The 23,872-nt window shown below is 36.8% G+C and carries 20 protein-coding genes; 2 read left to right on the plus strand and 18 right to left on the minus strand.

Features of this window, described 5'->3' with window-relative positions:
• Window positions 1-155 precede the first annotated feature (155 nt).
• The 7 genes from ACLRVU_RS02415 to yqeH are packed head-to-tail and all read right to left on the minus strand — an operon-like array spanning window position 156 to window position 6,742.
• Window positions 156-2,510: a DUF3656 domain-containing U32 family peptidase gene (locus ACLRVU_RS02415; RefSeq protein WP_412890525.1), complete on the minus strand. Its 2,355-nt coding sequence runs from the start codon at window positions 2,508-2,510 to the stop codon at window positions 156-158.
• Window positions 2,507-3,196, minus strand: coding sequence for a 5'-methylthioadenosine/adenosylhomocysteine nucleosidase (locus ACLRVU_RS02420; RefSeq protein ID WP_412890526.1), 690 nt, complete (start codon window positions 3,194-3,196; stop codon window positions 2,507-2,509). Before ACLRVU_RS02420 ends, ACLRVU_RS02415 begins: the two co-directional genes overlap by 4 nt.
• A gap of 13 nt (window positions 3,197-3,209) precedes the next feature.
• Complete coding sequence (locus ACLRVU_RS02425) at window positions 3,210-3,917, minus strand: class I SAM-dependent DNA methyltransferase (protein WP_412890527.1); 708 nt, start codon at window positions 3,915-3,917, stop codon at window positions 3,210-3,212.
• The gene (gene rsfS, locus ACLRVU_RS02430) at window positions 3,917-4,258 is read right to left on the minus strand and encodes a ribosome silencing factor (RefSeq protein WP_412890528.1); all 342 of its coding nucleotides are present in this window, start codon (window positions 4,256-4,258) and stop codon (window positions 3,917-3,919) included. Before rsfS ends, ACLRVU_RS02425 begins: the two co-directional genes overlap by 1 nt.
• A complete protein-coding gene (locus ACLRVU_RS02435; RefSeq protein WP_412890529.1) occupies window positions 4,251-5,348 on the minus strand; it encodes a nicotinate-nucleotide adenylyltransferase in 1,098 nt (365 codons plus the stop codon). The genes rsfS and ACLRVU_RS02435 overlap by 8 nt, the downstream gene beginning before the upstream one ends.
• Window positions 5,348-5,632: a ribosome assembly RNA-binding protein YhbY gene (gene yhbY / locus ACLRVU_RS02440; RefSeq protein ID WP_147548803.1), complete on the minus strand. Its 285-nt coding sequence runs from the start codon at window positions 5,630-5,632 to the stop codon at window positions 5,348-5,350. Before yhbY ends, ACLRVU_RS02435 begins: the two co-directional genes overlap by 1 nt.
• A gap of 12 nt (window positions 5,633-5,644) precedes the next feature.
• Window positions 5,645-6,742: a ribosome biogenesis GTPase YqeH gene (gene yqeH / locus ACLRVU_RS02445; RefSeq protein WP_412890530.1), complete on the minus strand. Its 1,098-nt coding sequence runs from the start codon at window positions 6,740-6,742 to the stop codon at window positions 5,645-5,647.
• 127 nt (window positions 6,743-6,869) lie between these two features.
• Here yqeH and sigK point away from each other — a divergent pair, with 127 nt between their 5' ends.
• Entirely contained in the window at window positions 6,870-7,577 is a 708-nt protein-coding gene (gene sigK, locus ACLRVU_RS02450) for an RNA polymerase sporulation sigma factor SigK (protein ID WP_412890531.1), read from the plus strand.
• Between the two features lie 8 nt (window positions 7,578-7,585).
• Here sigK and parC read toward each other — a convergent pair whose 3' ends face one another.
• Both parC and parE read right to left on the minus strand, forming a co-directional pair.
• Entirely contained in the window at window positions 7,586-10,201 is a 2,616-nt protein-coding gene (gene parC / locus ACLRVU_RS02455; protein WP_412890532.1) for a DNA topoisomerase IV subunit A, read from the minus strand.
• Between the two features lie 16 nt (window positions 10,202-10,217).
• A complete protein-coding gene (gene parE, locus ACLRVU_RS02460) occupies window positions 10,218-12,152 on the minus strand; it encodes a DNA topoisomerase IV subunit B (protein ID WP_147548811.1) in 1,935 nt (644 codons plus the stop codon).
• A 98-nt stretch (window positions 12,153-12,250) separates the two neighbouring features.
• Here parE and plsY point away from each other — a divergent pair, with 98 nt between their 5' ends.
• Window positions 12,251-12,856 (plus strand): glycerol-3-phosphate 1-O-acyltransferase PlsY, encoded by a 606-nt coding sequence (plsY, locus tag ACLRVU_RS02465; protein WP_147548813.1) that lies wholly within the window; start codon window positions 12,251-12,253, stop codon window positions 12,854-12,856.
• Between the two features lie 11 nt (window positions 12,857-12,867).
• Here plsY and ACLRVU_RS02470 read toward each other — a convergent pair whose 3' ends face one another.
• The 9 genes from ACLRVU_RS02470 to ACLRVU_RS02510 form a co-directional block, all read right to left on the minus strand.
• The gene (locus ACLRVU_RS02470) at window positions 12,868-13,503 is read right to left on the minus strand and encodes a histidine phosphatase family protein (RefSeq protein WP_147548815.1); all 636 of its coding nucleotides are present in this window, start codon (window positions 13,501-13,503) and stop codon (window positions 12,868-12,870) included.
• A 29-nt stretch (window positions 13,504-13,532) separates the two neighbouring features.
• A complete protein-coding gene (locus ACLRVU_RS02475) occupies window positions 13,533-13,742 on the minus strand; it encodes a YneF family protein (RefSeq protein WP_041139262.1) in 210 nt (69 codons plus the stop codon).
• A gap of 19 nt (window positions 13,743-13,761) precedes the next feature.
• Window positions 13,762-14,118: a sporulation inhibitor of replication protein SirA gene (locus ACLRVU_RS02480; RefSeq protein ID WP_147548817.1), complete on the minus strand. Its 357-nt coding sequence runs from the start codon at window positions 14,116-14,118 to the stop codon at window positions 13,762-13,764.
• Between the two features lie 67 nt (window positions 14,119-14,185).
• On the minus strand, window positions 14,186-16,165 hold the full coding sequence (gene tkt, locus ACLRVU_RS02485; protein ID WP_147548819.1) for a transketolase: 1,980 nt from the start codon (window positions 16,163-16,165) through the stop codon (window positions 14,186-14,188).
• A 118-nt stretch (window positions 16,166-16,283) separates the two neighbouring features.
• A complete protein-coding gene (locus ACLRVU_RS02490) occupies window positions 16,284-16,523 on the minus strand; it encodes a DUF896 domain-containing protein (RefSeq protein WP_412890533.1) in 240 nt (79 codons plus the stop codon).
• A gap of 665 nt (window positions 16,524-17,188) precedes the next feature.
• Window positions 17,189-18,481 carry an EF-P 5-aminopentanol modification-associated protein YfmH gene (yfmH, locus tag ACLRVU_RS02495; protein WP_412890534.1) on the minus strand — a complete coding sequence of 431 codons (1,293 nt, stop codon included), beginning with the start codon at window positions 18,479-18,481 and terminating at the stop codon, window positions 17,189-17,191.
• Between the two features lie 3 nt (window positions 18,482-18,484).
• Window positions 18,485-19,744, minus strand: coding sequence for an EF-P 5-aminopentanol modification-associated protein YfmF (gene yfmF, locus ACLRVU_RS02500; RefSeq protein ID WP_412890535.1), 1,260 nt, complete (start codon window positions 19,742-19,744; stop codon window positions 18,485-18,487).
• A gap of 93 nt (window positions 19,745-19,837) precedes the next feature.
• A complete protein-coding gene (locus ACLRVU_RS02505) occupies window positions 19,838-22,096 on the minus strand; it encodes a DNA translocase FtsK (protein WP_412890536.1) in 2,259 nt (752 codons plus the stop codon).
• Between the two features lie 71 nt (window positions 22,097-22,167).
• On the minus strand, window positions 22,168-23,856 hold the full coding sequence (locus ACLRVU_RS02510; RefSeq protein ID WP_412890537.1) for a ribonuclease J: 1,689 nt from the start codon (window positions 23,854-23,856) through the stop codon (window positions 22,168-22,170).
• Window positions 23,857-23,872 lie beyond the last annotated feature (16 nt).

Here is a 23,872-nt window from a genome sequence, read left to right on the forward strand (position 1 = left end):
TTTTAAGAATATCATAAATCGTTGTCAATTTCAATTTAGAAATATTAAAAATATAAAATATTTTTCCCTTGGTTATATTTACGATATTTGCAACTTGTTGGAAATACCTATTTTATGTTTAAGGAAAAGCATATTCTATTTAGCAATTTTCAACATTATTTGACTTCTTTATTATTGAAATATCCTAACGTGTAATCTTTATTTCCGTGCCAGTAGCTTTGACTCTTATCTGCGATGATATGCTGATAATCCTCAATGACACGCTGTACTTCAATTTGCGTTTCAATTGTCATTTTTAAAACGATAAAATCTACCTGCAATTCAGAAAGCTCATCCACGTACTGAATCTTCGCATTATATAGATGCATGCGGCATTCTTCATCCATTATAATAGGAAACTGTTCATTTTTCCTATCTATTAAATAGTATTGACCAATTTTGCAGCGATTACACCCTTTTTTTTGACAACCATAATGCTGTTGTGAAATCGGACAATATTTAGTGACCATAGTTTCTAATCGTCCATAGGCAACATATCCGATTTTTTGCTGACAGTCACAAAGCTGGTTGATCTGCATTTCACTCATTTCTACCGACAAGACAACATCTCTGTTTTTAATCAAGTCATGATTCAAGGAATAGCTGTTCGTGATATTTAAACTGCTGTCCAAAATCACCTCTTTTTCCAAAAAGTAATGCAAAGCTCCGATATCGCCCACCATTATTTTATTAAACAGTGGATATAAAGAGGACTCTCTAATCTGCTTCAAGTGCTTATCATCAATGATTCTTGAGATATACGGAATTAACGTTACCTCTGCTTGTTGGCATAAAGAATATGCTTCTTTTAATGATGTAACAAAAGGATAATAGATAATTTTCGCTCCTGAATTTATCGCTGCATTGCATTGTTCCAAGGTTTGAACATGGATATGGATTTCTTTGATAGAGCGTTCAGATGCCGCTGTCTCCTTAGGTTTAAAAACTTTAGATTGACGCTGATGGGTTAATCTTGCTTTATCCAAGGCTTCAATACCATTACGTCGCAGTTCGTTTAATTCTTTGATTGCAAATTGAACTCCTTCCGGCAAATTAACAATGACTTTTTCTGCTGTATAAACAGTATTTCCTAATTTAGATAATTGCTGTTGTATTCTTTCTAAAGATAAAGCACTGTTCATTGCTTTTTCAACGATTGCCGTAGACTGTACTGTTACTTGATGTTTTTTAGATGTCAGTGTCAACGCCAAAGGTTCCCCTATTTTTCCTGATAATTGAAGTGTGATCGGACTTTTAACCTTTTTTTCACTGTATTCTTTTTGCAGTTTTTGAATCAATTGCGCTGAAGAAGTTTTGAAAACGTTCGTTCCTTCTTTTATTTTAACGTTAAATTCCACTGCAATTTCATCCTGTGGTTTCCCTTGGTTTACCAGACGATCACGATAATACATCTTATTAACGACTCTTCCGCTGTCTTCAAATCCGAAGCGAATGCCATCACCTTGTGCCAATGGCTGATTCAATTTTATATATACCAGTTGCTCTTTGCGGTCATACTGAGTGACTTCACCGATCTCAACACCAAAGTTGCCTGGGAAAATATCGGTGATTAGGTTACTTTCATGATAAGCATGTCCCAAAGAGAAACCGCGGTTGAACATTTGAAACATTTCCGCCCTGTCTTCTTGTACATCGCCAACAGAATGCGTTTTTAACCACTGGTCAATAGCGTGACGATAGCTTTTCACAACTGCCGCCACATATTCAGGGCGCTTCATTCTTCCCTCAATTTTAAAGGAGGTAACACCAGCATCAATATAATCCCCAATGTTTTCTATCACGCAAATATCCTTTGCGGAAAGCAAATAATGAGGAGCATAGTCTAAGGATTTATCTTCTAATTTTAATTTATAAGGCAAGCGGCAAGGCTGCGCGCATTTCCCTCTGTTACCACTTCTTTTGCCAATCAAGCTTGACATCAGACATTGTCCCGAATAGCACATACACAAAGCTCCATGGACGAATACTTCGATATCAATTTGTGTATGCTGGGCGATATCACGGATTTCTTCAATCGTATTTTCACGAGCTAATACTACACGTTCTACACCTTGCTTTGCCATCGCTTCAACACCTGACAGCTGATGAATACTGGTTTGGGTAGAAGCGTGAATTTCAAAATCAGGGTATAATTTCTTTACTTCTGCATTCAAGCCAAGATCTTGAATGATCAAAGCATCGACATTCATCAAATATAAACGATCAACGTATGCCATCAATTCCTTGAATTCTTCATCATAAAACAAGGTATTGACCGTAACATAAATTTTAACATTGCGTAAATGGGCATATTCAATCGCTTCTTGTAGTTCTTCGTCATTAAAATTAGTCGCATAGGCACGTGCATTAAACATTGTTCCACCTAAGTAAACGGCATTGGCACCGCTGTTTACTGCTGCCTTTAGTGATTCTAAATTCCCTGCCGGTGCTAATAATTCTATATTTTTCATAGTTTTCCCACTAGTGAGCAACACATCTTAGCAGATGCTGCACTTGCGATTTGTAAATATTCATCGAATTGCATCCCACTGTTTCCTTTTCCAAAGATATCACTTAATGATCGGGTAATAATAAATGGCACATCATAAATCGTACAGACTTGAGCTATCGCGGCTGCTTCCATTTCCGCACATAGTGCTTTTGGAAAATGCTGTTTTATATTTTCTACTTGTGTTTTTTGAGCGACAAACATATCGCCTGACACAATTAAGCCAGTATGAGCGGCAACATGATTCTCATTAAGAACCTGCTTAGTTATTTCAATTAACTGGGGATCTGCCTCAAAAAAGCGTGGGCTGCCAGCCATCTGTCCATACTCATAATTAAACGCAGTAACATCGACATCGTGATACCCAACCTTTGAAGAAATCACAACATCTCCAACTGTTTGATCCAAAGATAAACCTCCGGCACTGCCAATATTGATTAGTTGCTTAGGATGATAGTTTTCAAAAAGCAATGTTGCGGATACGGCAGCGTTCACTTTTCCTATTCCGCCTTGCACAATGACACAATCTTTTCTTGCAATCTTTCCAATATGATATTTATAGTTTAGCTTTTCCTGTGTTTCTGTCACATCCATCCGTTCTAAAATGGCTTGTACTTCTTCTTTCATTGCCCCGATTATTCCAATCATTTTGTTTCCTCCATTATTTTTTCACGACAAAGATAACACGGTCATCCTGCTCGTTATATTCTTTAAAATCACTGTAATAGTGAATAGTTTTAAATCCTGCCTTTTCTAAAAGATCTATGTAAGTTTCAACAGGATAGGTTTGCTGTTCATGGCGCTCATCCACACGATCATGATTTTCCTGATCGATGATTTGAACATGATGGCGGATTTTACCTTCGGAAATCTTATGAACCGTCCATTTAAAATAAAAATCATCATCTTCTGCTTCTTCTGTATAATCTTCGAATGTTACATTGATTTTATGCATGCTGTGAACATCAAAAATAAATGTTCCCTCAGCTTTTAAAGCATTCCAGACGTTCTTAAACACCTTTAAAACTTTATTGGGAGTAAGTATGTAATTTAAAGAATCACACATACACAAGATCAAATCCACCGGTTCATTGATCATAAAATCACACATATCAATTTTTCCAAGCATTAAATCAACATTCGCCTCAGCAGCATTCATTTTCGCCACTTCCAGCATCTGCTTAGATAAATCTGTCGCATAAACGGTTTTATTTAGTTTAGAAAGTTCAATTGCCATGATTCCGGTCCCGCACCCAAGCTCTAAAACAGTTTCAAAAACAGCGTTGTTCATAATAAAATGAAGATATCCAGAATAGAAATCTTCATCCATTAAGCTATCATAATAATAGGCAAATTTCTGATAACTCATTACAGGTATTTCTCCACACCGATGCGCGGCATATCGCCCCATAATTTTTCTAAGTTATAAGCGCCTCTTTCATTTTCTTCGAAGATATGAACAACAATATCTCCATAGTCCATTAAAATCCATTTACTGTCACGTAATCCTTCGATGCGTTTCACTGTGCATCCTGCTTTTTCCATTTCTTCTTCCACGTTATCACGAAGTGCCTGCATTAAACGTTCATTTGATCCTGTACATAAAACAAATGTATCAAAGATTGGACTTGCATCACGCATATCGATTGCGACAATATTTTTCGCCTGTTTATCACTTAATGCTTTTACTATAATTTCAATTTTATCCATGAGTACCCTCCTCTACATATTTCTTGTATATTTCAAAAAATACTTTATCTATTTTTCTATTTTTCTTCTTTGAAAATTCATAAAAATCTTTTAAAGCATATCGGAATCCTTCCACAATATCCTGATTACACAGCATTCTTTCTTTAGAAGCATCAAAATCACGGGTTGGTTCATATTTGTCAGCACAATACACACACATATCCAGCAAACTCATATCTACAGAACCGGTGGTATGATTCTTGATTGCCTGTAAGATGTCTGCATCATCTACCAAATATTTTTCTTTCGCTAAAAAAGCAGATAACCACTGATGCCATACCGGAACACTGGCTCCTAAATGTTCAGGATAGTAATGGCTCATCAGCACTTTCATTTCATCCATTGGCATCTCTTTAGCGATATCATGCAATAATCCGGCAATATACGCTTTATTACTGTCTACATTATTGTTTGAAGCAAATTCACGTGCTGTGTCCGCTACACTCAATGAATGTATATAACGCTTTTTAGACATTAATGGTCGAATCAATGTTTTAGTATAAATGGAATGCATCATCATATAATGCAGGACTTTAGGATCTAAAGCAGATATATCTCCGTTTTTGATTGCGGTAGATGATACATCTGTTGCTTCTACCTCTAATTCAATCATCTTGTATTTTCCAATATTGGAATGCTTTTGATACCCCAGTCTTTCAATGACAACTAAAGTTGCTTGTGTGTTAATCTTATCTGCCTGATACCACTTTTCAAACTGTTCCGCTTGATCATAGCCAATAATGAAATAAAAGTCATGATTATACATGCGGTTAAGTTTTACTAACGTATCATACGTATAAGATTTTTCGCTTACATCCGCATGCAGCTCGATGTCGCATATTTTCATGTATGGATAATCCTCAGTCGCTAAACGAATCATTTCCATGCGTTCCTCATTGCTTGCCACGATTTCTTTAGTAAAAGGATTATTCAATACCGGAATAAACCATACTTCATCTAATTCTAACTGCTGATAGGCTGCTTTGGCATTGCGAATATGTCCGTTATGAATCGGGTCAAACGTTCCGCCCAGCAAACCGATTTTAGCCATTAGACCTTAATATTCCCATCTTTATTATATAAATATAAAACAATGGTTCTTCCAATAATTTGTGCAACTTCTGCCTTTGTATACTCACTGATTTTCAAGGCTACCACACGAATATCTTCATCACATGATTCCAACAGCTTCACCTTGATTAGTTCATGCTTAATCAACGCCTGTTCGATTCCTTCAAGCATATTAGTGCTTACACCTTCTTTTCCTACTTGATAAATAGGATTTAAATGATGCGCTAGTTTTCTTAATTCTCTTTTTTGTTTTCCTGTTAACATATAAATTCCTTTCTATATTAATGCTTCTCTTATAAAGACACCGATACCTTTAGGCGCACGGATCACAACTTGTGTGTGCGGTTCGATTCGAATCCATCCCAGCCCGGAAATCACAACATCGGATTTTTTATCTAAAGATGTCAGTGTATAGGCTGCCATCTCCTGAATCGTTTTAATTTCATCAATCTCCGGTGTTAAAGTCATATGGCGATCATAAAGTCGATCTGCATTTTCTAATTTGGTACGATGAATCTTCAATGTTTTTGGCATAAAGCAGATAAACGATTGACTTTCTCCGCTGACATAGTCCATTCTTGCCAATGCTCCAAAGTATAATGTCTGCTGACTGTTCAACTGATAGCTCACAGGTCTCAGCTCACTTTTTGGTAAAATCACTTTCAGCAGTTCCGGTTTTACTAAATGTGCCATCTGATGTTTATTGACAATTCCCGGTGTATCATATAAAGAAGAAGTTTCATCAAACGGAATCTCAATTAGATCTAATGTAGTTCCCGGAAACTCGCTTGTCGTGATCAGTAATTCATTTGTATTTTCTGTATAATGTTTTAACAGAGAGTTGATAAAGGTTGATTTTCCAACATTTGTAACTCCTACTACATAAACATCTCGTTGCTGACGATATTCCTCGATACACTCCAAAATTTCATCCAATTGATAATTCTTAATGGCACTCGTTAAAAAAACTTCTTTAGGCTTGATATTATATTCTTTTAACTGTCTTTGCACCCAATGCTTAATTTTTGTATCTTTCACCGATTTAGGCAGTATATCACGCTTATTTCCAATCACAATCACATCGTTCATTCCAATATGACGAATAAAGCCATCGATCATACTTCCATTAAAATCAAATAAATCAATGATATAGACAACCAAACAGTCTTTTTCACCAATCGTCTGTAAGATGCTTAAAAAATCGTCATTAGTTAAAGTGGTGGACTGAAGTTCATGGTAATTTTTCATGCGAAAACAGCGTTTGCATAAAACATGATCTTGAGACAAAGCATTTTTAGGAACAAATCCGATTTGATGTTCGTTCTCAGTTTGAATGATCGCTCCGCAGCCGTAACATCGTATTTCTTTTTCCATAGAACTCTCCTTTCGCTCTTGGTTTTACACTTTATTGTACACTATTTTGTCAGTAAAATAAAGAAATTCATGATTATTTATTCTTTTTGACAGATTTTTGAATATCTTTTAAGGAGGTGTTCGAAATATGTTGTATTATATTATGCTTTTATTGCAAAACCCGCTTTTTCTAGGCTATATTAAAACCAATATCTTTTTAAGTCCATTAAGCAAAGATGACGAAGAAAAATACATCGAGCAATGGGTTCAGGGAGATCGTAATGCCCGTGATAAACTCATCGAGCATAACCTGCGTTTGGTAGCGCATATCGCAAAAAAATATGAGAGCTCAAATGTATTGCAAGAGGATTTGATCAGCATTGGCACTATCGGTTTAATTAAGGCTGTGGATTCTTATTCTAATCACCATCAGACAAAGCTTGCCACTTATGCTTCACGCTGTATTGAAAATGAAATTCTAATGTTTTTACGCTACAACAAGAAAACACGTTTAGATGTCTCTATAAACGAAGCCATCGGCAAGGATAAGGATGACGGTGAAATTGCATTAATCGATGTCATCCCAATGGTACAGCCAGAAATCATCGATACGATTCATTTAAGCGATCAAATCAAGCAATTACTTGGCTATTTAGATATTTTAAGTGAACGTGAACGTGAAATCATTGAACTGCGCTATGGATTAAATCTAAAAAAAGCACTGACTCAAAAAGAAATCGCAAAGCAATATAAAATATCCCGTTCTTATGTATCTCGTATCGAAAAAAGAGCGTTAACGAAACTATTAAAATGTTTCATCGAAGATGAAGAAGAAAAGAAAAAAGGGAATCAATGAGTTCCCTTTTATTCGTCTTCACTTAAAATTTCATCAATCGTCATTTTTTTAAACTTCTTTGGTTTATCTTCATCATAAAAATGAACTTCTGGCAATTCGACAGATTCTGTTTTATCTTTAACCGGCACTTCGGCTTGTGCATCAAACAGATTCGGTTCATCTAAACGAATCACTTTCTTTTCTGCTTTAGGCTTTATTGCCGTTTCACTTTTTTGCGCAATAATCACATCATCCACTAACCCCATTAAAATGGTATCTACGCCTTCGATTGTTGAGGCGAAACGAGTATCGATCGTAGTGGTATTAAAGTGTTTTGCTTCGAATGAATGATGAACAAAGGCACTATCAATAATATGGAGCGACTGCTGATCATTCACTGTGAAGGCGGAAACAATACGCTGTTCGTTGGATTTTACTTTTTTCACGATCAAAACGCCGCGGCTGGTTCGATTAGATGCCGGGATATCTAACAAACGAATTTTCTTGATATAACCTTTTTCACTCAGAAGAATCAGGCAGTCTTTTGATGTTGGTGAGAAAGCACTAATGCCTACCACACGATCCCCAACGGCATTAATCCCTTTAATCCCCGCTGCTTTGATTCCTAATACACTGATCAGCTCTTCACTGTACAACGCTGCATAGCCTTTTTCAGAAACGAGGATCAAGCCTTCTTCTCCTGTCGATAAAGCTACATCAGCCAATTCATCTTCGCCTTTTAGATTCATACACTTAATCGGTCTTGAATAACGAGTGACTTCAAATTCTTTTAAAGCCGTACGCTTTACTTGTCCGTTGGCACTTGCTAAACAGATATAATGAGGCAAATCAAACGATTTCACCAATACACTCTTAATGATTTTTTCGTCATTGTTGACTTTAATCATATAGCTGATATGTTTTCCTACATCTTTCCATTTAAATTCTTCTAATTCATGGATGGGAATATATAAATAATTTCCTTTATTTGTAAACAGCAGCAATTTATCAATGGTATTCGCCGCAAATACATTGACCAGTACATCGTCTTCTTTCTTTCCGAAAACTGTCTTTTCACTGGCTTTATATGAACGTGGCGATATTCTTTTTACATAACCGTCACGAGTAACCGTAATGTAAATATCTTCAGGTATAATCAAATCTTCTTTATTGACCGTAATATCTTTTACGTGATCCTGAATAACCGTTAAACGAGGGACTTTATATTTTGATTTTGTTTCTTTTAATTCACTGATAATAACTCGGCGCAGTTCTTTTGGATCATTAAGAATTTTATTAAGTTCAATAATCAGCGCTTCAATTTCATCGTGCTCTTTTTGCAATGCAACAATATCGGTATTTGTTAAACGATATAATTGGAGCATAACAATTGCTTCTGCCTGTTTTTCAGTAAATTCATATTTTTCTATTAAATTATGTTTTGCATCCCCTTTATCCTTAGAAGCACGAATTGTTTTGACAACGTCATCTAAGATTGAGATTGCTTTAATCAAACCATCAATGATATGCTGACGTGTCTGAGCTTTATTTAAATCAAAGATACTGCGACGTGTCACTACATCAATCTGATGTTCAATATAAGAATCCAATATTTCGATTAATCCCATCAACGTCGGACGTTTATTCTTGATTGCAACTACATTGTAGTTATAGTTTTTCTGCAAGTCGGTATTTTTATAAAGATAATTCAAGACATTTTGAACGTTAGCATCTTTTTTTACTTCAACAACCACACGCAGCCCTGTACGATCGGATTCATCTCTTACTTCTAAAATTCCGTCAATGTTTTTATTCAAGCGAATTTCATCGATTTTACGTACTAAATCTGCTTTATTGACTTCATAAGGAATTTCATCAACTACGATGACATTCATATTCTTTTCTTCCTGTATTTCTACCTTTGAGCGAACCACTACTTTACCGCGTCCGGTTTTAAAGGCATTTATAATCCCTTCTTTTCCTTCAACGATCGCTCCGGTTGGAAAATCCGGACCTTTGATGAATTGCATTAAATCTTCCAAGCTGCAGCTAGGATGTTTAATGCGATACACAGTGGCATCGATCACTTCCTCAAAATTATGCGGAGGAATATCAGTTGCATACCCGGCAGAAATTCCGGTGGCACCATTAACGAGGATGTTAGGATATTTAGCCGGTAATACGGTAGGCTCATATTCCGTATCATCAAAGTTTAGTGCCATAGTCACAGTTTCTTTATCCAAACCGGCTAATAATTCCAACGCAATCGGCGATAAACGTGCTTCTGTATAACGCATAGCGGCGGCAGGGTCATTATCGATCGATCCGTTATTCCCTTGCATATCCACTAAAGGAACACGCATTTTCCAATCCTGAGATAAACGCACCATCGCATCATATACAGATGTATCTCCATGTGGATGATAATTCCCGATAACGTTCCCTACTGTCTTAGCAGATTTACGATAAGGCTTTAAATGTGTATTCCCTTCTTTAAACATCGCATATAAGATACGACGCTGAACGGGTTTCAATCCATCACGAACATCTGGCAGAGCACGATCTTGAATAATATATTTTGAGTAACGTCCAAATCTTTCGCCCATGATTTCTTCAAGGGGCATTAATATTTTTTTATCTGACATGATCATATCTCCACTTCTAGTCTAGGATAAATGAATCTTCCAGTGAGAACTGTACATTCTCCTCGATCCATTCACGTCTTGGCTCTACTTTATCCCCCATCAGCACCGATACACGACGATCGGCAATTGCCGCATCTTCGATGGTCACTTGTATCAAGGTTCGTGTTTCCGGATTCATAGTGGTTTCCCAAAGCTGATCCGCATTCATTTCCCCAAGTCCTTTATAGCGCTGAACATTGTAGCCACGTCCGACCTTTTTCTTGGCTTCTTCTAATTCTTCTTCATTCCATGCATACTCAATGACATTCTTCTTCCCTTCTTTTCTTGCTACTTTATAAAGCGGCGGCAAAGCGATAAATACTTTTCCAGCTTGAATCAATCCGCGCATATAACGATAGAAGAACGTCAAGAGCAATACCTGGATATGGGCTCCATCGGTATCGGCATCGGTCATGATAACCACTTTTCCATAATTGGAATCATCCGCATCAAAGTCCTGTCCTACTCCGGCACCCACAGTATTAATAATGGTAGAAATTTCTTCGTTCTTTAAAATATCCTGCATACTTGCTTTTTCTGTGTTGATAACCTTACCACGCAAAGGCAGAATCGCCTGGTATTTTCGGTCACGCCCTTGTTTTGCTGACCCTCCGGCTGAATCTCCTTCGACTAAATAAAGCTCTTTTTTCTTTTTGTCTTTTGACTGAGCAGGGGCTAATTTCCCGCTCAGTATTCTTTCTTGTTTATTCCCCTTGCCTTTACGAGCATCTTCTCTGGCTTTACGTGCTGCTTCACGCACCTGAGAGGCTTTGATCATCTTTTTAACTAATAGATCCGCCACCTCTTTATTTTCCTCTAAAAAGAAACTCAGTTTTTCTCCCACCAAAGAATCGACAGCATTACGTGCTTCCGGGGTCCCCAGCTTTTCTTTTGTCTGTCCTTCAAATTGAAGCAGCTGTTCGGGTATCTTAACAGAAATAACAGCTGTTAATCCTTCACGAACATCGTTTCCTTCAAGGTTTTTATCTTTTTCTTTTAACAGACTATATTTACGTGCATATTCATTGAACACACGGGTTAAAGCGGTACGAAACCCAGTTTCATGTGTTCCCCCGTCACTGGTTCTTACCAAGTTAACAAAACTGATTGTGTTTTCCTGATAACTGTCAGTAAACTGCAGCGAGCATTCTGTTTCAATCTCGTTCACAACACCTTCAATGTTGATCATCGGATGGAGTACATTTTTTTGATCATTCATGTAATCGACAAATTCTTCTAAACCTTTATCATATTTAAACGTATCTGATTTCCCCGTACGTTCATCATACAATTCCATTTGAATACCTTTTAATAAAAAAGCACTCTCTCTCATTCTTTCTGAAATCGTTGTATAGTTAAATTCAATGGTTGAAAAGATGGTATCATCCGGCATAAACTGAATAGTTGATCCGGTTTGAGTACTTTTTCCAATGACTTTCAAATCAGAAATCACGGTTCCGCCGTTTTCAAAACGCTGAAAATACTTTTTACCGTCACGACAAATTGTAATCTCCAGCCATTTCGACAAGGCATTGACGACACTAGCCCCAACACCATGCAGTCCCCCGGACGTTTTATATCCGCCATCGCCTGAGAATTTTCCTCCGGCATGCAGAATCGTTAAAATGACCTCAGTTGTATTTCTACCACTGGCATGTTTCCCAACAGGATAACCGCGGCCATGATCTTCTACTTTAATACTGTTATCTTTACCGATGGTGACAATGACTTTATCACCATAACCGGATAAAGCTTCATCAATGGCATTATCGACAATTTCCCAAACGAGATGATGCAATCCTCGTCCATCCGTTGATCCGATGTACATCCCCGGTCTTTTTCGGACCGCTTCCAACCCTTCTAGGATTTGAATGCTCGAATCATCATATGTATTAGTTACCTTTTTACTCATCAGTAATGACTTCCTTTCTTTAGAAACATTATGTTAATTATACCTTAACCCTTTTATTTTTCAAATATATTCGGTATAATATTTGCGGGAGTGATAAAATGAATATTCAAACAATCATCACAATGATTTTATCTTATTTGTATGGTTCTATTCCCTTTGCTTTAGTAATTGGAATTGTTTTTTATCATACAGACATACGAAAATTTGGTTCAGGCAATCCCGGCGGATCGAATGCCGGACGTGTCCTTGGAGCAAAAGCCGGACTAATCTGCATTATTCTTGATATTTCCAAATGTTTCGTTGTTGTAGAACTGACTAAGCTGTTGACCAATACGTTTGACTTACCGCCTTATGCGATTTATTTATCGGCATTGGCTTGTGTTATTGGTCATTGTTATTCTGTCTTTATGAAATTCAAGGGCGGAAAAGCCGTATCTGTTTTCTTTGGATACATACTGGCCACAAACTTTATTGTGTTTGCTATCGTGGGTATCTTCTTTTTAGCGGTATTAAAAATAACCAAATATGTTTCTTTGGCTTCTATCAGCTGTGCCTTAGTGATGATGGCAATCACACCATTCTTCCACTACGGTCCGGTAGGACTAAGTGTGAATGCCGTGATCGTTCTATTGCTGATTTATAAGCATCGTGCCAATATCACAAGACTAAGAAATAAGACTGAAAATAAAATCACTTGGATGTAGAGGCGGAGCCTCTATTTTTTTGTATACGATATTGTTTTCGCTTCATCTAAATGGGTATCAATTGCCTCTTTTAAAAGTTGATAGCGATGATCTTTTAATGAAACGATCGTAAGTGCACCGCCGCGAATAATTGATTGATTCAAAGTTGTAAGTTCTTTAATGGGAACCTCTTTGATAATGCTCATTAAAATCACATACAGCATTCCATGAATTGCCATAAAAATATGATGCTCCCCTTTTAATGAGTGCAGATCCTCTAAAAAAGAATGCAGTCGCGCATAAACCTCTGCATAGCTTTCTCCATGAGGGATTCGATCAAATGCTTCCGGATGATTCCAAAGGGCATCATAATCTTTTAAATCAAGCAGTTCACTTACATAACGTCCTTCATAATCACCAAAGCTCATTTCTTTTAAACGTTCATCTGTTAGGATTGAACGATTCGGGAAGACAAGACAAGCCGTCTGATAAGCACGTGTCAATGGACTCGAATAAATTGTATCAATAGGATACTGCTTCATTAATTCAGCTAAAGCTTCTGCATCTTTTATCCCCTGAGCGGTCAATGCAGAATCGCCGTGACCTTGCAGACGCCCCTCTTCATTCCATTGTGTCATGCCATGACGGGTTATATATAAATAGATCATTCTTACAACAAAAAAATAAGAGGAACCTCTTATTTATATTGCGAATTCATTGATTTCATGATTCTTTTGATCTGTGCTTCTGTTGGTTTTCTTCCCATTTCCATAAACATTGCACGGATCATCTTTTCATTGATAGGAGGGTTCTTTTGAAGCTGCTTCTTGAAATAATATCTTGCCCCAAAGAAACCTACAATCAGCCCAACAACAACACAAAGAATTTGGATAAATAGATCACTCATTTGTTGACACCTCCATAAATTACTTATCTAGTATAACATAATTTGAATCACATTGCAAAATGATATTCTTCATTATATGGAACTTTGTCGAACAGCGCAAATAAATCCCATGATCGTATACTTTCATTAAAGAAGAAGCGCCTGTAATACGATTTCTTATGTAGTGTGTACCCAAATAATATGTATAGTCATTTCGTTCCTTAAAAAAGTCTTTGAGAATACTGTCGATTTCCTGATGGTCCAAGAATACTAGTTGATGCTGCCCTTTAGAAAACAGATCATGATTCCTTCTCGCCATTTTATGAATTGCTTTGGGATATTTATAGGCATAAACAAGAAATTCGTTATTTACTTTATAAATATAATACTCTTCCATCTTTCATCACCCACATTTATTTTAGAGGATTCAAAACGAAAAAAAAGGCGAATTACCGCCTTTTTTATTATTTTATTAGTTTATAGATATTTTCTTTTACTTTCTCTACGGTAAAGCCATAGTTAGCAATGACATCTTTTGCCGGTGCTGATGCACCGAAGGTATCAATTCCCATGCTGATGCCATCAAGCCCAACATATTTACCCCAGCCAAAAGTCGCTCCCATTTCAACAGATAAGCGTTTTCTCATCGAACTTGGTAAAATGCTTTCTTTATAATCCGCTGACTGGCGATCGAAAAGATCCATTGACGGCATAGAAATAACACGAACATCTATTCCTTCTTCCATCAATTCATTTTTAGCTTCCATCGCTAAATTTACTTCTGAACCGGTTGCGATAATGATCGCATCCATCTGATTTTCTTCTTTTCCAACAATATAAGCCCCATGACGAACGCCTTCATATCCGGTGTTGTCCATTGTCGTTAAATTTTGTCTTGTTAGAAGAAGGGCTGTCGGACGGTCTTTTGTTTCCAATGCCTGACGCCATGCCCCAGCCATTTCATTCGCATCACAAGGACGAATAACCTGCATATTGACCATCGCACGCAGCATTGCCATTTGTTCAATCGGCTGATGAGTAGGTCCATCTTCGCCAACAGCGATACTGTCATGAGATAAAGCCAAAATAATTGGCAATCCCATTAAAGTCGACATTCTTAATCCGGCTTTTAAATAATCACTAAATACCATGAACGCACCTGAAGCCACTCTTAATCCGGTATGCAGTGTCATCCCATTCATAATCGTAACCATGGCAAATTCGCGGATACCATAATATACGTTACGTCCGTCATAGTTTCCGGGCAGGAATGGTTTTTCATAGCTGATATTTGATTTAGTTGATCCCGACAAATCCGCAGCACCCGCCATAAATGAGTGATATTCTTTTGCGAAAGCATCAATCACCTGTGAAGAAGTGTTACGTGTCGCATCGCTGTGCCCTACTTCATAAGTCGGTAAAATGCTGTCATAATCTAATTCATAGTCATCAGAAACTGCCATCATAAACTCTTTGTAAAGCTCAGGATATTCATTTTGATATTCTTTTAGCATTTTATCCCATTTTTTGTTTTTATTAAGACCACGTTTAGCTACATTTTTATGGAAATCTGCATAGACTTCTTCTGGCACAAAGAAATCATCATGATCAAAACCATAAGCCAATTTTGTATTGCGCCCATCTTCAGCTCCTAAAGGATTTCCATGAACTTTGCTTGTTCCTTGATTTTTAGATCCATATCCGATTACGGTATGATTAATAATCAAGGTAGGTTTATACACATTGTTTTTAGCTTTTTTAATAGCTTTAGAAAGACTGCCAAGATCATTTCCGTCTTTGACTTCCAATACCTCAAATCCACAAGACTCAAAACGTTTTTTTACATTTTCAGAGAATGACAAATCCAACGGACCATCTAAAGTCACCTTGTTTGCATCATATATGATAACTAATTTTCCTAATGAATAATGTCCTGCTAATGAACACGCTTCATAAGTCACGCCTTCTTCCATGTCACCGTCTCCGCACAGTACATAAGTGTAATGATCACAGATATCATATCCCGGCTTATTAAACTTTGTTGACAAGGCTTTTTCTGCCATCGCCATTCCGACTGCCATTGGAATCCCTTGACCTAACGGTCCTGAACTGGCATCAATTCCCGGTGTCATCTTGTATTCAGGATGTCCCGGTGTTTTGGATTCCCATTGTCTAAATGATTTTAAATCATCCATTGTAAGATCAAATCCAGATAAATGCAGTAAACTATACAATAATGCACAAGCATGTCCAGACGCTAAAACAAAACGATCACGGTTAAACCATTCCGGATTCTTTGGATTGGTAGTGAACGTTTTAGTAAATAACGTATATAAGGCGGGTGCCGACCCAATGACCATTCCAGGATGTCCCGAATTGGCTTTATTGATCATGTCGATACCAAGAGAACGAATCGTTGCAACCGATAAATCAGATATTTCCATTAAGCTAATCCTCCGTTAATAAAATTGCTATATCAACATTATTATACACAATTCGAGTCAAAAGTATATTATTTTTTTATCATCAGATAAAAAAGTTATCTTTAAACAAAAAAAGACCCTAGTGGGTCGTCCCTGAATTCTTCATCTTTTCTTCTTTAATTTTTTCCGGTGTAATGTCATTTCCTTTTGCATCCACCACTTTCACAGAAGTCAGCTGCTGTTTAAATCCAGCTCTGAAGATTTGCAGATATTCCTGATACAATACTTGCTGTTCTGCTTTTTCTTTCTCTGTCAGTCCTTCTGTTTTTTTCTTTCTTGCAAGAAAGTTGATTTTTGCAATCAGTTCGTCCATTTCCATCTATATATCTCCTTTACAATAAGGTTTCAAGCAAAATAAGCGCCTAGGGGTGTTTAGATTATCCCTGGTTCATACAGGTGGGCATCTTAGCATTTAAATTAGGATCCCTAATCATTGAAAAGGTATTCAACACATTAAATGCAAATCAGATTCCCTTATCTAACATGTAGGAAATTTATTTTCCCCTAGGCAATATTATTATAGCATAGTTTAGTTGTCTGTAAACCTCTTTTATCCATAAAAAAATTATGTTGAATTCATCAAAGTTTTTTAAACTTAACCGCTGTACAAACCCTAATCCCAGCTTTTTTCGACCCTTTATTCCATCAATTCAGTCAATGATTTAACATGCCTTTACAATAACATCAATCTAAAAAACTTATTACTATTAGCTTTACCAAACAAGGCTAAGCTTAGATTATGCTTTTATAAAAAGTTTCTATTTTATGAATTCAATTGTATTTTCAGACCATACGCCAATTATTACAGTTCCATTTCTCAATATGATATGCATGGTATAGATTCATTTCGTAAAATCAACAAAATTATCTGAACACAATTCGTATTAAAAAGCTATTTTCATGAGTTCAGCAGTAATTAAAAAAGATCATTTTCATCAAGAAAACGATCTTCAGTCAAATTCATAACGCTTTATCATAAGTAGTTTAGTTACCTGCTTTTTGCGGAACAATAATATGCACTGTCTTTGTATCTGCCACAAAATAATCTCTCATCTTCAACACATCAGAAAGTGTAATACTGCTAATGATATCAATGATTTCAAAAGAAAATATTCCTTCGAAATAATAACGGCTAAACGTATTAGCAATGGTTTCAGGGGAGTTAAAACTGTTAATGAAAATCCCAATCGACTTCTTCTTTACTCTTTCAAACGTAGCTTGATCGATATCAAATTCATTTAAATGGTCAAACAGTTGAAACAGGTATTGTTTTAATTCTTCCGGCTTCGTTGTATCTCCGCCTACTTGGATAAAAGAATAATCTCTTTCTTGAGTAAAGCCCGCACCAAAAGAATCGTTGATTAGTCCGGTATTCTGCATTTCCTCATAGATCGGGCTGCTTTTTGAAAATAAGATATCCAAAAGTATATTCATGCTTAATTCTTTAATCAGCTTGTCTTTTCCATTTTGAGGTATATCATTTATTTTAATTCCCATCATTATTTTTGGCATAACCACGTCCATTTTTAGCATTTCTTCTTTTTTATAGACAGTGGTCGGTTCTTCTATTTTTGCACGAACAATCTCCTGAGCAGGAGCAAATTGTTTTTTTGCCTGATTTTGACGGATCAAATCCATCATTTTTTCAGGATCCAAATTCCCTACTACAAAAAGCATCATATTACTTGGATGATAAAAAGTTTCATAGCATTCTTTGAGCATCTCTACCGTCGTTGCATTGACCGTTTCAATTGTGCCGGCAATATCCACCTTGACAGGGTGACGATGATATAAAGAACTGATAGAACCGAAATAATTACGCCAATCAGGATCATCATCATACATCGAAATTTCCTGACCGATAATTCCTTTTTCTTTTTCAACGCTCTCTTTTGTTAAGTGCAGTGACTGTACAAAATCAAGCAGCAGCTCAACACATTCATCAATGCGATCAGCGCTGGAAAAAAGATAAGCAGTGCGGGAACTGGAAGTAAAGGCATTGGTGCTTGCACCTAATAAAGAAAACTTATCGCCGGCATCTCCATCTTCCATATCAAACATTTTATGTTCAAGAAAATGGGCAATTCCGTCCTGAGTTTTAATCATCTCTGATTGTCCCAATGGTACAAACTGTGTATCAATTGCACCAAAACGAGTCGAAAACAGACCATAAGTCTTACTGAATCCATATTTAGGCAGTAAGTAGACATTTAAGCCGTTATCCATTTTTTCATGATACAGCGTTTCTTTGATCGTCTCATAATATAGTTTTTCCATAGCCTACTCCTTTCCTTCTAACATATAGATCGTATCTAGCTTCACTTTTTTGCTCACTCGAATAATATCTTCTAAAGTCACTGCATTTAAACGATCAATATATTGTTGATTGGTTTCTTCTTTATGTGTAATATCTCGGTTATAGCGCAGCGCAATGATATTTAATGCTTCATCATCCGATTTCTTTAATGAATTTTCTAACATCACTTTTGTAATATCTAATAATTCCTGACTGACTTCTCCACGTTGGAACTTTTCCAATTCATTTTGAATCAGTTTTACAGTTTGGTTATAATTTTTAGTTTCGATTCCGGCATTGACCAGCATAATCCCATTGAAAGCGTCATAGCTTGAACTCACATAATAGCATAAGCTGTGTTCTTCACGTACGACTTTAAATAATTGAGAATGGGCAAAACCGCCAAACATTCCATTAAATAAAGTAAATGCATAATGATCAGGACTGGTAAAATCAGTATCAATTGTATAGCCCATGTTTAATTTTGCCTGAACAATATCCTGTTTTTCTTTTACAACTAGTACTTCGGTCTTATCCGACGTAAATATAGTGCTTGTTGCAATACCCTTCTGTCTTTTAGGCAATTTGAAATTTTTAGAGAATAAGTCCTCAAAACTTTCATCAATATCCCCTACAACATAAATATCAAATACATCGTTTTTCAAACATTGCAGATAATAATTATATAACGCTTCATTTGTGATCCCATCAATTTCATCTTCGTAGCCGAAAGTACTGATGCCTAACGGCTGATTCTTCCCCATTTCTTCAAATAAACGTTCTAAAGAGTAGGAATACTTGTCATCTTTTAACGCCTGCAGACGCCATTTAAATTCTTTTTTCTTTTGATTGAATGTTACTTCATCAAAACAACCGTCTTTTGCATTAGGTGAAAATAAAACATCATGAAACAATTCAATTTGTTTTGTCAAAAGATGTTCATCTTCCTTTAAATATTGTGAATCAATGCAGACGCTGGCAATCTGGATCACATGAGCCAGCCCTTTTGTTCCAATCGAGCTTGAAAAGCGAGCACCGTAGAGTTCCTCTAAGTAAGATGAAAAGCGTGCCACAGAAGGCAGTTTTTCCGTCCCACCTGTAAACATAAAGCTTAACAAGCTTCTTAATGTCGTAGTTTCTCTGGTTAATGGAGCCGCCATTTTCAAAATGATCGTTACATTTTTAAATTTATTTATGGGAATCAGATGCAAACGATACCCGTCATACTCTATTACATTTTTCATTTCAACACCTCTTCCATTATTGTAAGTATCTAAGTTTTTATTATACTCTCTTTTTTAAAAAAAGAAACTGTAATAAAAAAGAATAGCTCTTGTCTATTCTTCTTCCTGATATCCACGGATCAACACTTCTCTTGGTTTTGAACCAATTTGCGGACCAATCACTCCATCGTTTTCCAATTGATCGATTAAGCGAGCAGCTTTATTGTAACCAATTCTAAATTGACGCTGCAATAATGAAGCACTGGCTTTTTGAGCCGAGATAACAAACTCTCTTGCCATTTCGTATTCTTCATCTTCTTGATCGTCATAACTGCTGCCATTATTGACGGCTACTTTTAAATTTGTATACTTTTCATCATATTCTGCTGTCATTTGCTTTGTCACATGATAAACGATATTGCTGACTTCTTCATCCGAAACAAAGGCTCCCTGTACACGTGTCGGATGACTGACTCCCATCGGAGAAAACAGCATATCTCCTTTTCCTAAAAGCTTTTCTGCACCCGTTGTATCTAAAATGGTGCGTGAATCAATGCTTGAAGAAACAGCAAAGGCGATTCTTGAAGGAATATTTGCTTTGATAACTCCGGTGATAACATCTGTCGAAGGACGCTGTGTCGCAACAATTAAATGAATACCGGCTGCACGTGCCATCTGCGAAATACGCATGATGCAGTCTTCTACTTCTTTGCTGGCAACCATCATCAGATCTGCCACCTCATCTAAAATAACAACGATAAACGGCAGAATTTCTGTTTTTTCTTCATCTTCTTTGAGCTGATTGTTTTTCTCTTTAGCAAAGGCATTATACCCGGCAATGTTTCTTACATTATGACGAGCAAACAAATCATAGCGACGTTCCATTTCTTCCACGATCATACGCAAGGCTACCGCTGCCTTTTTAGGATCTGTGACAACAGGGGCTAATAGATGGGCAATACCATTATAATTCGTTAATTCCACCTTTTTCGGATCGACTAATAATAATTTCACCTCATCCGGACGTGCTCGCATCAAAATGCTGCAAATGATCGCATTGACACAGACAGATTTCCCAGATCCTGTCGCTCCGGCAATTAAAAGATGGGGCATTTTATTTAATTCAGCATAGATAGAATTTCCTGTAACATCTTTCCCTAATGGAACCAATAGTTTACTGTCATTATATTTTTGCGGAATATCCGTAAACACTTCTCTAAACGTGACTGTATTTGATTCTAAATTTGGAATTTCTACCCCGACCGCTGATTTTCCTGGAATCGGTGCTTCAATACGAATATCCTTAGCTGCCAGTGCCATTTTAATGTCATCTTGCAATTGCAAAATTTTATTCACTCTTGTTCCCGTTTCCAAAGTAAGCTCATACTTAGTCACCGAAGGTCCTATGAAAATATTCTTAACAGAAGCATTTACGCCAAATTGCTTTAAAACGACAATGAGTTTAGAAGCATTATCAGTAGCATTTTGACTTGCCATTTTATTGTTTCGCTTATTTGCCGCTCCTTTCAACAAGGATAAAGGCGGATAACGGTAATGATCTAAGCTTTTAGTTGTTGTGCTGCCGTTATGAATGACTGGCGGTTCTGTCTTTTTTTGTTCTGGAACAATGGTTTCTTTTGCCACAGGGGCTTCAATTGGTTCCGGAATCTGACTGACACGAATAATTTCAAGCGGTTCTTCCTCTTCATCATTCATTAATGGTTTAGGGATTTTTTTATCAGCAAACACTTTTTCCGGAAAGAAAGGACTTTTTTTCTTTTCTTTTTTTCTTTCCTTAGTTGTTTGAATCATTTGCTGGTAATGTTTCACTTGCTTATTTTTAAACTGATCGACTTTTTTACGATGGCGCAGATAGATACGTCCGCCCAATAAAGCAAGTCCAACTGCAATCAATAAGCCACTGGCAATCAAAGATCCGATATAATCAAACAACATGCTGAAACAACCGTAAATCAGGGCTCCGATCAAACCGCCGCGAATGATAGTATCCTGACTGAAAAACAAATTGATAACATCCGTTCCCTTAATCGCATGATCACTAGGAATGGATGCCAATGTCAGCATCGCCAGTAAAATCAGATAAACTCCTACTGCTTCCGGAGAAGCAAATTTAGGAAATTTTAAATTCACAAAAAAGTATCCGCAAGCAATCAGCAGCAGACCATAAACAATCCCTGCAAAATTGCCAAAAAAATAGACAAAAACATAATCCATATAAACGCCGACAATTCCTAGCTTCAAACAAGATACGATCAATAGGAATGCCGCTAGAATGGTTAGGATTCGATATTGTAATTGTTCACTGAAAAAAGATTCATCTTCTTTTTTCTTTCTTTTCTTTGTTGTTGCCATATCATCCCTCCACTTTGTCATTATAGCAAATCCACACCTCTAATGAAAGAAAAAAAGCAAGGAGTCCTTGCTTATATTTCAATCACGATTGGCAAAATAACAGGTTTTTTGCCAGTTTGCTTCACAATATATTTGTAAGCTTTATCTTTGATCATTTGACGGATATCCGCGACATCTACATCCCTGTTTGTCTGATTTTCAATCATTGTGTCTTCAGCAATCTTTAAGATTCCTTTGACGACATGTTCTGAATCCTTCAAATAAACAAAGCCACGTGTCTGTACATCGGTATTAGCAGCAATTTCACGCTTATCGTTTATTGTCATCCCAATAATCACAACCCCGTCATTTGACAGCTGAATACGATCATCAATGACTTTCATTCCGACATCACCGACACCGATTCCATCAATCATGACATCTTCAATTTCATAATATTCACGTGCATGCTGTAGCTGTCCGTCTTTAAACGTGATTTCTTCCCCATTATCCATGATAATAACATTTTCTTCCGGCAGACCGCTTTCTTTAGCGACAGCCGCATTAGCGATAAAATGCTGATACTCTCCACGAATCGGAATATAGTATTTCGGATGGAAAATCTGTAACATGACTTTTAAGTCTTCGATAGATGCATGCATGCTTGATAAATCTTTGTTTTTAAAGATATAGATTTTAGCATCAGTTTTATACAATTCATTTTGTGCTTTCGTCGCAATTTTTTCAGTTCCGGGCACTACCGGTGAAACAACGATAAAAGTATCTTTTTCATTGATTTTCAGCATTTCATCCCCGCCATCAATAATATCTGAGATATCATGATAGATACGAGTTGGACGTCCTGTCAGCAAAACCACTAACTGGTCATCAATATCAGGTCTGCCGATCTGAGATTTAAAGGCGATATTTTCTTTAGGAATTTCAATGACTGCCTTTTTCAGCTGATTACCCATACGCACGATGGAGTTGGTATTATCATATTTATCACGTCCGTAGAAAACGATCTTACGATTATATCTTTTTGTTAACTCAATGATTTCTTTCGTTCTAAAGATGTTTTGAGCATAAGAGGCGACGATGATTCTTCCGGTTGCATCTTCAAAAATTGGATCAATTTTATCTTTGATCTTGTGTTTAGGCGATGTATACCCTGGTTTTTGAGCATAGCTGGATTCACACAGCAACGCTAAAACACCTTTGCTGCCAATCTCCATCATGGTTTGAATATCCGTTTTAAATCCGCTTGGTGCTCCAAAATCGATGATGAATTCACCGGCATGAACGATATATCCTTCCGAAGTTTCAAAAGCTATTCCAATCGATCCCGGAATAGAATGTGTCACCGGGAAGAATTTAATATGCACTCCCGCAACATCAATATCACTTTTTCTTCTGACACGCACGATATCTGCCGTAATGCGTGTACGATTTAATCGATTATGCTGTTCGATCATTTCCACAATTAAGTCGGCAGTTAATGTTGGTGCATAAACCTTTACTGTAATTTGTTCTAACAAATAAGGCAAAGCTGCCATCGTATCATCATGACCATGTGTGATAAAGATTCCGGCAATCTGATCTTTTCTTTCTTTTAGGTAATCAAAGCTTGGAATTATGATATCGACCCCTAATTTTTCAGATTCCGGAAATCTAAATCCTGCATCAATAATAAATAATTTCTCATTTATATTAATGACATACATATTCTTTCCCATTTCCGCTTGGCCACCCAGCGGCAGGATTTTCACTACATCATTCATTTATTATATTCACTCC

The organism is Beduini sp. (genome assembly GCF_047239305.1).
GTDB lineage: Bacteria > Bacillota_I > Bacilli_A > Erysipelotrichales > Coprobacillaceae > Beduini.

What these genes read in the sequence shown, in the direction of transcription:
- ACLRVU_RS02505 (WP_412890536.1), bottom strand. Translation starts at nt 22,096, where the DNA reads ATGGCAACAACAAAGAAAAGAAAGAAAAAAGAAGATGAATCTTTTTTC.
- yqeH (WP_412890530.1), bottom strand. Translation starts at nt 6,742, where the DNA reads ATGGAAAAAGAAATACGATGTTACGGCTGCGGAGCGATCATTCAAACT.
- ACLRVU_RS02490 (WP_412890533.1), bottom strand. Translation starts at nt 16,523, where the DNA reads ATGGAAATGGACGAACTGATTGCAAAAATCAACTTTCTTGCAAGAAAG.
- ACLRVU_RS02480 (WP_147548817.1), bottom strand. Translation starts at nt 14,118, where the DNA reads ATGGAAGAGTATTATATTTATAAAGTAAATAACGAATTTCTTGTTTAT.
- ACLRVU_RS02475 (WP_041139262.1), bottom strand. Translation starts at nt 13,742, where the DNA reads ATGAGTGATCTATTTATCCAAATTCTTTGTGTTGTTGTTGGGCTGATT.
- ACLRVU_RS02470 (WP_147548815.1), bottom strand. Translation starts at nt 13,503, where the DNA reads ATGATCTATTTATATATAACCCGTCATGGCATGACACAATGGAATGAA.
- ACLRVU_RS02420 (WP_412890526.1), bottom strand. Translation starts at nt 3,196, where the DNA reads ATGATTGGAATAATCGGGGCAATGAAAGAAGAAGTACAAGCCATTTTA.
- ACLRVU_RS02510 (WP_412890537.1), bottom strand. Translation starts at nt 23,856, where the DNA reads ATGAATGATGTAGTGAAAATCCTGCCGCTGGGTGGCCAAGCGGAAATG.
- yfmH (WP_412890534.1), bottom strand. Translation starts at nt 18,481, where the DNA reads ATGGAAAAACTATATTATGAGACGATCAAAGAAACGCTGTATCATGAA.
- ACLRVU_RS02415 (WP_412890525.1), bottom strand. Translation starts at nt 2,510, where the DNA reads ATGAAAAATATAGAATTATTAGCACCGGCAGGGAATTTAGAATCACTA.
- parE (WP_147548811.1), bottom strand. Translation starts at nt 12,152, where the DNA reads ATGAGTAAAAAGGTAACTAATACATATGATGATTCGAGCATTCAAATC.
- ACLRVU_RS02435 (WP_412890529.1), bottom strand. Translation starts at nt 5,348, where the DNA reads ATGGCTAAAATCGGTTTGCTGGGCGGAACGTTTGACCCGATTCATAAC.
- tkt (WP_147548819.1), bottom strand. Translation starts at nt 16,165, where the DNA reads ATGGAAATATCTGATTTATCGGTTGCAACGATTCGTTCTCTTGGTATC.
- ACLRVU_RS02425 (WP_412890527.1), bottom strand. Translation starts at nt 3,917, where the DNA reads ATGAGTTATCAGAAATTTGCCTATTATTATGATAGCTTAATGGATGAA.
- yhbY (WP_147548803.1), bottom strand. Translation starts at nt 5,632, where the DNA reads ATGTTAACAGGAAAACAAAAAAGAGAATTAAGAAAACTAGCGCATCAT.
- rsfS (WP_412890528.1), bottom strand. Translation starts at nt 4,258, where the DNA reads ATGGATAAAATTGAAATTATAGTAAAAGCATTAAGTGATAAACAGGCG.
- plsY (WP_147548813.1), top strand. Translation starts at nt 12,251, where the DNA reads ATGAATATTCAAACAATCATCACAATGATTTTATCTTATTTGTATGGT.
- sigK (WP_412890531.1), top strand. Translation starts at nt 6,870, where the DNA reads ATGTTGTATTATATTATGCTTTTATTGCAAAACCCGCTTTTTCTAGGC.
- parC (WP_412890532.1), bottom strand. Translation starts at nt 10,201, where the DNA reads ATGTCAGATAAAAAAATATTAATGCCCCTTGAAGAAATCATGGGCGAA.
- yfmF (WP_412890535.1), bottom strand. Translation starts at nt 19,744, where the DNA reads ATGAAAAATGTAATAGAGTATGACGGGTATCGTTTGCATCTGATTCCC.